The organism is Paenibacillus lignilyticus, from assembly GCF_017942085.1.
Lineage (GTDB): Bacteria > Bacillota > Bacilli > Paenibacillales > Paenibacillaceae > Paenibacillus_Z > Paenibacillus_Z lignilyticus.
The window spans coordinates 1-12,008 of the sequence record NZ_JAGKSP010000003.1 but is presented as its reverse complement, the minus strand read 5'-3'; the positions used below and the strand labels follow the sequence as shown (position 1 = coordinate 12,008).

Here is a 12,008-nt window from a genome sequence, read left to right as displayed (position 1 = left end):
TGATGGCGTCTCTTTACTATTTACAATTTGGACGTGCGAGGAGTACAAAGCGTTATTAGACGAGGTTGGTTAAGAGCAGGGGATCTCTAGGTGTTTGGAGGAAAGAAGATGCAACTCATCGACAAAACGAAAATCCAGCAATTTATAGATAGGCTTATCGATTTGGATTTATATATCCATCTCGAGATGACAACGGGAGCTTACGCGGCACATCTGGATCGTACGAAACATCCAGCCGCGACCTTTATTTCGAACGCCGTTATTCGTTATTCACACGGCTCGATTTCTGGGGACGGACCTTATCGCGTCGGCTTGAAAACGGAGCAAGGCTGGGTTTATTCCGAGGGGCTGACCCACTATGAAGAAACAGATTCCGAAAGGCTCATCCTTGCGGGTCACGATACTGCGGGAAAACTTATCGTAGCGTTGCAATTGAGCCGGGAACCATTCTAGACAGAGGGGGATTTGAACGAATATGGAACGACGCATTCTAGTTGTGTTTCCTCATCCGGACGATGAAGCATTCAGCGTGTCAGGGACAATTGCCATGCATCTCGGCACAGGATTAACGGAAGTCACTTATGCTTGTTTGACTTTGGGAGAGATGGGCCGAAACATGGGAATACCGCCTTTCACCAACCGGGTCAGTTTACCCGCCATACGCAAGCAGGAACTGGAAGCTTCTTGTCGTGCCATTGGCATCCGGGATATCAGAATGCTTGGATTTCACGATAAAATGATCGAATTCGAGGATAAAGCGAAGTTAGACGCAAGCATTGAAACGCTCATAATTGAACTGAATCCTTCATTGGTCATTACGTTCCACCCGACGCTGAGCGTTCATCCCGACCACAACGCATGCGGGGCGGCGGTTATCCGAACAATCGGCAGAATGTCAGCCGACCGTAGGCCGACCGTACATTGCATTGCATTCGCCAACAATCACGAACAAGAAATCGGAAAGCCCGACATCATTAATGACGTTAAAGGTTTCATGAAACAGAAGATGGCGTCTATACAAGCCCATAAGTCCCAGTTCCAAGCCGCCGAATTGTTAGGCAACAAGAAATTATCGGATGCAGAAATCCAGGCCCGTTTCGGAACGGAACGATTCTGGACGTATCGCTTCCCATAATATACATCCGTTCGTTTCTTGTTAAGATAGGGCAGCGGAGGGTTACTCTGAGTCCGCTATTTTCATAAAACATTTTTTTAATGGAGGATTTTTATTATGTCAAATGGAACAACGAGAAAGTATGCTAAATTCAGCTCATTTTTACTGTTAGCAGCGCTTGTGTCTGCACTTATTACTGCTTTCACAAACCATAATAATGATACATCCGCAAAAAAAGCTTATTCGGACAAGGAACTCGTCAAAACACTTCCAGGATTTAAAAACGGATTTAAAAAGGTTAATGGAATCAAGCTTCACTATGTTGAAGGCGGTAAGGGTGAACCGCTATTCCTTCTTCCAGGCTGGCCGCAAACATGGTATGCGTATCACAAAATTATGCCGGAACTAGCAAAGAAATATCATGTTTACGTCGTTGACTACCGTGGAATGGGCAGCTCTGACAAGCCCGCATCAGGCTATGACAAGAAGACTATGGCAGCGGATATTTATGCCTTGGTCAAAGAGTTCGGTTACACAAAAGTTAATATGGCAGGACATGATATAGGTGCATTTGTTGCTTATGCTTATGCAGCCAATTACCCTGAAGCTACGACAAAACTAGCTTTGTTGGATGTTGTTCATCCATCTGAACGCTATCTGGGACTACCTCTCTTGCCGCCGCCAGGAGTGTACGATACGAGTGTTAAAGACCATCCTATTTACCCTTGGTGGTTTGGACTCAATTCGGTTCCAGGATTGCCTGAGAAATTGCTGCAAGGAGATGGAATGCGTATTTATCAGGATTGGCTCTTTGACTATCTGGCCTATGTCAAGCCTTCTATGACCAAAGAGGTTAAAGAAGTGTACTATGCGGCATATTCAAGTGCTGAAGCAATTCGCGCAAGCAACGGGTGGTATAACACATTCAGGCAAGACATTGAAGATTTCAAAACTTATCCGAAACTAACGATGCCAATTCTCGGTATTGCAGGTTTTGATTCCACTTTTAATAACCTTGATGCTCATTTGCGTCAATATGCGACTGATGCAAAATCGGTGAAACTGGATGGAGCAGGACACTGGATCGCAGAGCAGAAACCGCAGGAAACCATTAAGCTGTTTAACGAGTTTTTCCAGTAATACATCCAGTAACAAAAGCAGTGCATGGCAAGCTTTAGCCATGCACTGCTTGTTCGTTCATCAAGAAAGATAACCTGAAACACGACAGGTGATCGTCTAACCGTGGAAAGTTATAAATTAACGTATGTGTACGACTCAAAAGAATATCGTCAACCTGTATATGAGTTTAAAGGAACAGTGAAAGGCGAGCTCAACCCTCGATTTCGGCTCGAAGCTCATCTGCGGTCTGCTTTGGTGCCTGCAGATGCGGGTAATGGCCGAGTCCAGGGAGAATCGTAAGCTTTAAATTATTGCGCTCTGCGAACTCGACGCCCATTTCCTTCTTGATGTAGCTATCCTTTTCGCCCCACACGACTTTCACGGGCACTTTAAGCTTGGACATATTGGCTTCAAAATAGTCTTGGTCGCGAGTGAAGTGAGAGTAGTAATGATAGAACGCGTCGGCCGCAGTGATATCGCCATCCCACCATTTCGCTATATCGTCCCTGAACTCCTGGGGCAACGTGTAGCGCTCTTCTGTCGGATTGTCGCGGAAGAACGTGTTTGCCAGGATTTCATCTCGAGTCTGGTTCATCGCAGCACGCACGACATCAGACGAAGGCTTAGATTTCAGAGCTGCCAAATTTTCCCACATGTAATGCGGCCGGTTGAAAGGCGCAAAATCTCCGACGATGATCTTCTTCGCGATATGTGGCTGTTCCAGGGCGGCCAGCAACACCGGCAAAGCCCCAATATCAGTCGCGTAAATCACCAGTTTCGAGCTATCGATACGGGAAGCGCGAATATATTGTTCCAGCACCTGGGCATAGTCTTTCGGCGAGTAGGAAAAGCGATCGGTGCTGGGACGTGAGGATTGTCCGTAACCGGGCCAGTCGAACGCATGAACCTCATAGTCGTTGGACAGAGATTCGGCAATCGGTTTCCACGTATACATGGACTCTGGGAAGCCGTGTAGGAACAATACCGTAGCCTTCGAATGGGCAGGATGATAGACCATATGACGAAGCTTGATATCCGAACTGACCTGCAACATGCCAATCTCCATCTTTGGCGAAGATGCTAAGTCCTGTTTTGCGGCTTCTTCGGCCTTTGTGTTGTTCTGGTTCATAAGATTTTTCCTCCTTTACCTGAGTAATTTCGTGCAGAGATGCTGCCTTGTCCACGATCGATGCGATGCTCTGTAAATTTAGTATTCACTGTGGTGTTCCCTTTCTTCTAGTTAATGGACATAAATATATGATTTTCTGTCTTTTATCAAAATATACGGGTATTGACTTCTTGTCCTTTCCAAAAGACAAGAAGTTGTATTGTATTCAGATAAAGGATACAAGAAGAAACCTTCCAGTAGCAGATACAATACAGATTATTGTCCTAATTTCCACAGCTTCCGGATCCACAAAATCCAGAGGCACTCGAGCCTTATTTGCCATGGTCATCTTCGCTTCCGATTACTCGTCGTGTTATGGAGTAGGCGTGATCTAGTTGGAGGTTATATGACGCTTACTAAGCAATGGTAAAACTAAGAATTGAAATTCCGAAAAAGGCGGAAGATTTTCTCCCTAAAATTCAAAAAAACCAGAGGACTTAGTCGATCCATTTTGTAGCTGTTTGTGTGGTGCTTGGTGCAGCAATTGCAAAAGAACAGCCTATTCTCAGCAAGGTTCTTATAGAAGGAGCTGTGGGATTCGGAGCATTGGGTTGTGGGATAGCTTATATTTCGGGTTATCCCCAAAAATCGTTTGTTTAATATTCATAAACCATTTTCCTCCTTTAGAATTTAATTAAACTCACTTCGTATTCTTCTTCCTTATCACCCCGTTCTTGGTCCCCATCTTTCCGCGGAGTTAACTATAGCAGACATTACCTTTTTCCATAAGAAGGATATTTTTTGAAATATACTTTAAAAAATAAACCTGCATTTCCAGCTCTTTCTCCAGGTAGATTCCGATGACGTCAATCTGACGGATCTTAGGCGGGGAAAAATTGTGTACCTACCAAGGACAAAGCTTCTGGTTTTTTGAAATCAATAGTTTCAGTCCGACTGTCTGGAGAACCTGGCGGTCAGAATCTCAAAATTGCCGAGTAATCTCATGAACTGCACAATTCCTGAGAAGATATGGAGCAACTCCCTCATCGTGTTGGCTCGATTCAAATCCTAGTAGACAAACATTGAAGCCATAATATTCCTTAGTGATTTATATATCGATATGCTATATTATAATTATTAATATGACAGAACGATATAAGGGGAGACAATCATTCTATTCGAACAGTTACTAAAGGTATGATCAACGCCAATTCCGGCAAGCCTGAAATTCATTGCTGAACGCCAAGATCGCCGCGATGTCGCTTGATCTGACTTTGCAAGGTTCTTTTATCTGGAATTGCCACACTAATCGCGGTTGTTCTGACCGCATGCTGCAAGGAGCACACAAATGGACTGCTCATAAATCGGTTACTTTATAGTCAATATAGGATAGGAAGGTGCGGTATATTTTGAAAATCCAAGGCGTCATTCTCGGAATTCTAAATTCAGGTCCTCATTCTGGATACGAAATTAAGCGTTATTTCGAAGAGCGGTTCTCCTTCTTCTTCGATGCCAGCTTCGGTACGATATATCCAACATTAAGAAAAATGGAGACGGAATATCTGATTACAAAAAAAATCGTGAAACAAGAAGGCAAACCGGATAAAAACATTTACAACATAACCGATACCGGAGTTGAACGCTTCCAGGAATATTTGAACGCACCTTTGGAAAAAGAAGTGTCTAATTCTGATTTCTTAATGCGATTGTATTTCGGCGACATGGCCACCAGAGAAACGATGGAAATGTTGCTCTGCCAAGCTTTGAGAGAATATCAAGACCTGTATGACAAGCTGAATGAAAAATATGAGCAGTATGAGGATTCGCCGCTCATATTCCAGAAATCGTGTATTGAGCTAGGTTTAATTCATTATGATTCGTTTATTCAAAAAATAAAGAGCATTTTAACAGTGGTTGAAAAGAAGAAATAGTCAATCCAATTATTGACAAATTTAGGTATCCACAATCTAGTTCTTACTTCGTGCGATGTCTGAAGCTTAAGAATGGAGTGAACCAAAGATGAGCGAACAACTATTCAAATCAGGTTTTTCGAACCTGGATCACGAACAAAACGCCGTACCGCTGAAAACGCAAGGTCGCATCCCTTATTGGTTAAACGGTACTTTGTTCCGAAATGGTCCAGCCAAATTCTCTGCAAATGAAAACTTGGGTTGGCATACGCATTGGTTCGATGGACTTGCCATGCTGCATAAATTTTCTTTTTGCGAGGGCAACGTGATTTACTCGAACCGATACTTGAGATCGAATGCTTACTACTCGACGCTGGAAAAGGGACAATTCAATACCGGTTTTGGCTCAAAGGGCGGCACCAGAATTAAGTACGCCAATAATACGAATATTAATGTAGCCATTCTAGACGACCGTTTTATGGCTCTATCCGAAACGCCTGGTATTATAGAATTCAATCCGGTTAATCTAGAAACCGTGGACGTATTCAATTTTGACGACAGTCTGGGCGGTCAGTTGACGACTGCCCATCCGCATTATGATTTGCAGACCGGACGTTACATCAACTTCACGACTGAATTCGGGCGCAAGCATGCGTATAACTTGTATTCGGTAGCTCCACATAGCCGCAAGCGAGATCTGATTGCCTCGGTTCGGACGGATCGACCAGCTTATATGCACAGCTTTGCAAACACGGAAAATTACGTCATCATCACGGAATTTCCGCTTGTGATCGATCCTCGAGATCTGGCCAACGAACAAAAAACACTGATCGAAAATTTTACATGGAAGCCGGATCATGGAACGCTGTTCCGCGTTGTGCGCAAGTCAGATGGGATCATTCTGAAAACATTCGAAGCCGAAGCTTTCTTCTCTTTTCATCACGTGAATGCTTTCGAGATCAATGGAGGACTGGTATTGGATATTTGCGCACTAGAAGATGCCAAGACAATAAACCATTTGCAAGTAAGCAATTTGAAGGGGAAAACGGGTGAGCCTATTTTCGTTCAATTGCGTAGATATACGGTGAAGTTTGATTCACGAAATGTTTCTTACGAAGTGATTTCTCCGGCATCTATTGATCTTCCGAGAATCAATTATGGCCGATATAGTGGTAAATCTTACCGATACGCTTATGGAATTAGTACAAACAAGGATCATTACGAGAATTACCCGAATCAATTGGCCAAGGCAGATTTGCAGAGAGGTACGACAACAATTTGGCGTCAAGACGGGTGCTATCCAGGCGAACCGATTTTCGTTCAGCGACCGAATTCAAGCGATGAGGATGATGGTGTTGTATTATCGGTTGTTCTGGATGGTCGCAATTCACATTCTTTCCTGCTCGTCCTAGATGCACAAACCTTCGAAGAACTGGGAAGAGCGGATGTGACACATCATATTCCATTTGGATTTCACGGGATATTCACTGGGGAGCAGTATATGTAATTAACGGTCAGGTTGAATTAAAGAAGGAAGGAGTTTATTGGAAAAATACAATGTTTCCTATTGGAAATTAGATTATTGATTTTCCTTATAAAAAAATCTAATGTTTCAAATCCAAATGAAGCAAATATCTGTATTTGCTTTTACCATAGAAAAAGTGTCAGATCCAAAAAAACTACTTCCAGCAAAAAGTACTAAGTAAATTCAGACTAAACAGAGAGAATTCGATATAAAATTATAAAAATCTAAATATAAACCAAAAAAATATCATTAATCGGTAAATGACTATATTATGGCAAACAGCAGCACAATTCAAATTCTTCCCAACTTTGCTAATAGAAAGTTGGGGGTTTTATTTTATTTTGAAATGGGGCATAGTCCTTTCATCACATCTTAACCAAGGGGTTATCCGGTTATCACTTTGTTAGAAAAGTATAACCGAGATCGTTAGAAAATCCGATTATATGTAAGCGTCAAATAGCACTCCTTGTTCAAGATGGCGGTAATTTGACGCTTACATATAGCATGTATTGCGCTAACGAGACACTCTAACCCAACATTAGAGAGTTACCTTGAAGCGATGGAAGCATGGATAGAAGGAATGGAAAGTTACTATGTAAACACTAATCAGTCCATACCAGAGCAACCAACGTGGAAAGTGTTAGCTGATATTTTATATGCATCCAAAATTTATGAATAAAGAATCTTAGGTAGTGTTCCACTAATGGAACACAATAGATGACGAAACAAGGAGCAGTTTGCCACCAGCAGCTGCTCCTTGTTTTCATTGAAGTAATGGGGCATTATGCTCAATACCAGAATGTGTTAACGGATCATGGTGGTGGTTATCAACATCTGACTGACAAAGGAGTTTATATTGGAAAGGATCTTGAGGCTGGGGTTTTGTTGAATGCTGTACAAGACAGTTAGACTTATCTTTGCGTTAGGATTGGGTAATGATTACAGATTCAACTACCATGAAAGGACGAATTAACTTTCATGCTCTGTGGTGCAAAGAAGAGATGCATGAATGGCTAACGGGAAACGATAGCTCAATAAACACGAAGAAATGGCAGCCGAGGAATATAGGCTGCCGTTTTCTCAACTAACAGGTAGTTCATCTTTGTGGTTGTCGTTCTGCTATTCATTCTATGCTCCAATCAGCAGCGACTATCGGCAATTGCATTACCCGTATGTCCACAATAGAAATGTGCATGCGGTGTCAAACCATCAACCGTAGTGCAACCTTCGAAATAATGATAATGACCGCCTCCGGATAACGGGAGGGCAGGGCCTGTCGTACCTTTAATCGTGTGCTTATGTCCGCTGTTTACGGAAGTTACCGTGCAGTAATAGTGGCAATGCTGTACGCCGGAAGGTGCAGGTTCCGTTGTGCCGGCATATTGATGATGATGACCTATTTCCACAGAAGTGACTCCTGAGAAATCATGTACATGCATCGGTTTGCCATCCCAGCTTGTTAAGTAGAGAATGTGAGTATGATCCTCATCGGAATAGCCGTTATGCACAATGAAACCGGTAATCGGGATATCCATCGTTCATCCATCTCCTTTTAACTTAACATTCTATATCTATATGATAGAGAGAGGGAGAACTCTTCAAGGCATATGTGGGATTTCAATATAATTAGAGATTAAGATCTTATGTAGAAAATTCATGAAGCTAACGGGTACGCTATCTCCACAAGACATAACGGCAGCCGGCGAATGAGCGGTTTAGTTTCAATATGTGATATTTTGTATGAATGTGAGAATAAGTTGGCCATTCGTAACGAGGCATATAAGAAAAAAGCGGAACAAACTACATTGAGTTTGTTCCGCTTTATTGTTTTCCACATTTTCCTAGTTATTTTTATAATAATGTTCGGCTCATAAGTTACAGGTTGACAGATAAATTAACTAACATTAGAATAACTAACATTAGGATACCTAGTTTTTAAGGGCTCGTGGAACGAATTCCTATCCCAGGAGACCGTCGAAAAACAAAGTTTTCGTTAACGAGTGAGGGGGGAGCTATTTTCATAACATCTTTCCAAAGCATGTTCGATTGATTTCTGACAATTTATCCTATGCTGCGGGAGAAGAGAAGCTTGAGCTTATACGCGTGATGAAGAAAATTGGTTATGGAATTAAAAATCGCGAAAGTCCTGCAAGTACTGGGGAATCCGATCCTAATAGAAAATAATTTCTTTTAGATCATGTAACTAACAAGGAGGATTTAATCATGGAAATAGGTGTTGATACTTTTGTCGAAACAACTCCGGATGCTCACACGGGAGAAACGATCAGTCATGCTGAGCGATTGCGTCAGGTTGTAGAGGAAATTATTCTTGCGGATCAGGTAGGGCTAGATATATTTGGGGTCGGAGAGCATCATCGCAAGGAATTTGGGGATTCTGCAACTGCCGTCATTTTAGCGGCAGCGGCGCCAATGACTAAAAGAATCCGCTTGACGAGCTCGGTAACCGTACTTTCTGCTGCAGATCCTGTCCGTTTATTCCAGCAATTTGCCACGCTCGATGGTTTATCGAACGGACGAGCTGAGATAATCGCTGGTCGAGGCTCTATGGTTGATGCTTTCCCGCTGTTTGGTTATGACTTAAAAGATTATGACCAGCTTTTTGAAGAGAAATTAGACCTCTTATTAAAATTGAGGGAATCGGAGAAAGTCACTTGGAAAGGAGGGTTCCGACCAGCCTTTACGAACCTAGGCATATACCCTCGGCCTGTGCAAAACCCTTTGCCTGTTTGGCTTGGAAGCGGAGGGAATCCGGAATCGGTAATCCGAGCAGGCGAACTCGGATTACCGCTTGTGCTCGCGATTATTGGCGGGAGCCCATTGCGATTCGCACCGCTCGTACCACTTTATAAAAAGGCTGCGGCACTTGCGGGACATGATGTATCAAAATTAAAAATTGCTGTGCATTCACTTGGCTATGTTGGCGAAAGCAACTCACTTGCGGTCGAGAAGTATTTTCCGTCTACCCAAGCCTCGTTTAATTACTTTGCGAGAGAGCGTGGTTGGGGCCAATACACCCGTTCACAATTCGATGACAGTAGCACCTTGGAAGGCGCATTGTATGTCGGAGACTCCGAAACGGTAGCTAATAAAATTATTTTCATGAGCAAGCACTTAGGATTTACGCGATTCTTCCTGCATTTGCCCGTCGGTACGATGCCGCATGAGGATGTATTGAAGGCGATAGAGCTGTTAGGTAAGGAAGTAGCTCCTCGAGTTCGCGAAGAGGTCGGTAAATGGGACAGCAATAAGTAAGATCAAGAGTAATTAATATTTACAGAGAGAAAAACAGGGGAGAGAAAGTCATGCATATTTCGTCCATTATTCTCTCCAGACTATTTTAGGTTCAGGATTCCTTATGTTCGGGTTTTGAAATTCCGGTTACAACAATTGGTTGAAGGTTTTCAGCATTGTTGAAGGTTTTCAGCATTATGGATATCCCGGCTGGTTTAGAATCTTGACAGGAATTATAGAAGTCATTTCTGCGATATTGGTTATTGCGGGCATTTGGGATGTAACATTAGCCGCTTGGGGCAGTTTAATTATTATTGTTAGGATGCTCGGGGCATCTTTACGCATCTGCGAATTACTGACAGCGTGAAGCAGATGACGATGCCAATCACAAAATTAGGAGGAATGATTATGAACAGCCAACATTCTCAAAGAGGAACACTTGAAAATAAAATTGTATTAATTACTGGTACGGGTGGAGGTATGGGGCGAGTTGCAGCACTGACTTTTGCGCGTGAAGGAGCAAAAGTCATAGGTTGTGATATCAACGTGGATGCCAATAACGAGACTGTGGAACTTGTAAAAAGCGCAGGTGGTGAGATGTCAGGAATCGCGCCAATTAATCTGACCGACCCCGAACAAGCAAAAAAACTAGTAGAAGAAGCAGTTGCCGCATACGGTGGACTGGACGTGCTTTACAACAATGCAGCGATGCAACGATTTGGTCCAATGCCTGATTTCTCTATAGAGGATTGGCGGATCACCATAGCCGGCGAACTCGATATTCCTTTCTTTATGTCCAAGTATGCATGGCCCCACCTAGTCAATCGCGGCGGCGGAGTGATCATTAACATTGCGTCCGTGGCAGGGATGATTGCGGGCGAGACCCCTCCTATGGTTGCGCACTGTGCTGCGAAAGCTGGTGTCATCGGCATGACAAGACAGCTAGCGCTTGAAGGAGCAAGTCATGGAATCCGTGCGGTGGCCATTAGTTCCGGTCCGGTTCTAACTCCAGCCAGTGACCGAGATCTCGGCGATAATCAAGCAGCTAGGAATGCAATAACAAGTAAAACTCTTCTCAAGCGCTTTGGTCAACCTGAGGAAATTGTAGAACTTGCGGCCTTCCTTGCTTCTGACCGAGCAGCATATATTACTGGTGTTAACTATGCCGTTGACGGTGGAGCTTCAGCTTGGTAATTTGCAGTATACGACAATCAACTGCATATAAAAACTGATTCAATTTCATAAAGAAAGATAATTGGGTCAAGAGCGATTGGTGATAATTATGGGATTATGGGATAAGTTATTTGAGACAACTAATAACGTTAGCCAGGAGAAAAACAAATAGCTAGGGTACCGTTCGTTGAACTCTAAAAGAAAATGGACTATTAATAAACTGATGTCTTACAGCTTAAGAGGCTTTTGCGCTTAACTTACGGGGAACGATAGTTCATTGCATCTTGGAGCAGTTTGCCGACGGCAGCTGTTCCTTTTTTCGTTACGCTAACGAACAGATGTCGGAGGACAAGAACATAGATACATGAAGATCTGCGGTGTATGGTCTACGAAACAAAAGGTAACACAGGAGAATCAAGAATAAAAACGGCAGCTGCCATACAACTGCCGTTTTCTCAATTAACGGCAGGGAGGTTTGAGTCACGCATACCGCGGGTATAATGGTTGATGATTTCACGATGCCGATCGTTTATCGCGACGACATGGAGAGCGAGGGCTTCGGCAAATATCTTGATCTGGTTGAGGAGGTTTAACATGCATCAGCGCGCTGTACTCGCTGGGGGATGCTTCTGGGGAATGCAAGACTTGATCCGCAAGCTTCCGGGCGTCGTCTCGACTCGCGTCGGCTATACTGGCGGTGACACTCCGAACGCGACCTATCGCAACCATGGCACTCATGCGGAGGGGATCGAAATCGTCTTCGATACAGCGGAGACGAGTTACCGTCGCATCCTGGAGTTTTTTTTT

The 12,008-nt window shown here is 43.4% G+C and carries 13 protein-coding genes; 11 read left to right on the top strand and 2 right to left on the bottom strand.

Annotated features, from left to right (window positions below):
- The first annotated feature begins 108 nt into the window (after nucleotides 1-108).
- The 3 genes from I8J30_RS09565 to I8J30_RS09555 all read left to right on the top strand — a co-directional run bounded on the left by I8J30_RS09565 (nucleotide 109) and on the right by I8J30_RS09555 (nucleotide 2,254).
- A complete protein-coding gene (locus I8J30_RS09565) occupies nucleotides 109-453 on the top strand; it encodes a YojF family protein (protein ID WP_210657645.1) in 345 nt (114 codons plus the stop codon).
- Between the two features lie 22 nt (nucleotides 454-475).
- Nucleotides 476-1,135, top strand: a complete 660-nt coding sequence (bshB2, locus tag I8J30_RS09560; RefSeq protein WP_210657643.1) for a bacillithiol biosynthesis deacetylase BshB2 — start codon at nucleotides 476-478, stop codon at nucleotides 1,133-1,135.
- Between the two features lie 96 nt (nucleotides 1,136-1,231).
- Nucleotides 1,232-2,254, top strand: a complete 1,023-nt coding sequence (locus I8J30_RS09555; protein WP_210657642.1) for an alpha/beta fold hydrolase — start codon at nucleotides 1,232-1,234, stop codon at nucleotides 2,252-2,254.
- Between the two features lie 190 nt (nucleotides 2,255-2,444).
- Here I8J30_RS09555 and I8J30_RS09550 read toward each other — a convergent pair whose 3' ends face one another.
- Nucleotides 2,445-3,362 carry an alpha/beta fold hydrolase gene (locus I8J30_RS09550; protein ID WP_210657640.1) on the bottom strand — a complete coding sequence of 306 codons (918 nt, stop codon included), beginning with the start codon at nucleotides 3,360-3,362 and terminating at the stop codon, nucleotides 2,445-2,447.
- A 1,388-nt stretch (nucleotides 3,363-4,750) separates the two neighbouring features.
- Between I8J30_RS09550 and I8J30_RS09545 the strand changes: the two genes are divergently transcribed.
- The 4 genes from I8J30_RS09545 (at nucleotide 4,751) to I8J30_RS09535 (ending at nucleotide 7,685) form a co-directional block, all read left to right on the top strand.
- The gene (locus tag I8J30_RS09545) at nucleotides 4,751-5,272 is read left to right on the top strand and encodes a PadR family transcriptional regulator (protein ID WP_210657638.1); all 522 of its coding nucleotides are present in this window, start codon (nucleotides 4,751-4,753) and stop codon (nucleotides 5,270-5,272) included.
- Between the two features lie 88 nt (nucleotides 5,273-5,360).
- The gene (locus I8J30_RS09540) at nucleotides 5,361-6,758 is read left to right on the top strand and encodes a carotenoid oxygenase family protein (protein WP_210657636.1); all 1,398 of its coding nucleotides are present in this window, start codon (nucleotides 5,361-5,363) and stop codon (nucleotides 6,756-6,758) included.
- 517 nt (nucleotides 6,759-7,275) lie between these two features.
- Nucleotides 7,276-7,455 (top strand): DUF7660 family protein, encoded by a 180-nt coding sequence (locus I8J30_RS34200; protein ID WP_420831221.1) that lies wholly within the window; start codon nucleotides 7,276-7,278, stop codon nucleotides 7,453-7,455.
- 38 nt (nucleotides 7,456-7,493) lie between these two features.
- Nucleotides 7,494-7,685, top strand: coding sequence for a hypothetical protein (locus I8J30_RS09535; protein ID WP_210657634.1), 192 nt, complete (start codon nucleotides 7,494-7,496; stop codon nucleotides 7,683-7,685).
- A 230-nt stretch (nucleotides 7,686-7,915) separates the two neighbouring features.
- On the opposite strand, the gene I8J30_RS09530 is transcribed toward I8J30_RS09535, so the two are convergent.
- Nucleotides 7,916-8,311: a YmaF family protein gene (locus tag I8J30_RS09530; RefSeq protein ID WP_210657633.1), complete on the bottom strand. Its 396-nt coding sequence runs from the start codon at nucleotides 8,309-8,311 to the stop codon at nucleotides 7,916-7,918.
- Between the two features lie 688 nt (nucleotides 8,312-8,999).
- Here I8J30_RS09530 and I8J30_RS09525 point away from each other — a divergent pair.
- The 4 genes from I8J30_RS09525 to I8J30_RS09510 all read left to right on the top strand — a co-directional run.
- Complete coding sequence (locus I8J30_RS09525; RefSeq protein WP_210657631.1) at nucleotides 9,000-10,049, top strand: LLM class flavin-dependent oxidoreductase; 1,050 nt, start codon at nucleotides 9,000-9,002, stop codon at nucleotides 10,047-10,049.
- Nucleotides 10,050-10,188: 139 nt separating this feature from the next.
- Nucleotides 10,189-10,395, top strand: coding sequence for a DoxX family protein (locus tag I8J30_RS09520; protein WP_240548009.1), 207 nt, complete (start codon nucleotides 10,189-10,191; stop codon nucleotides 10,393-10,395).
- Between the two features lie 41 nt (nucleotides 10,396-10,436).
- Nucleotides 10,437-11,222: an SDR family NAD(P)-dependent oxidoreductase gene (locus I8J30_RS09515; protein WP_210658566.1), complete on the top strand. Its 786-nt coding sequence runs from the start codon at nucleotides 10,437-10,439 to the stop codon at nucleotides 11,220-11,222.
- A gap of 573 nt (nucleotides 11,223-11,795) precedes the next feature.
- A partial coding sequence (locus I8J30_RS09510; protein WP_210657629.1) for a peptide-methionine (S)-S-oxide reductase occupies nucleotides 11,796-12,008 on the top strand: 213 nt, incomplete at its 3' end.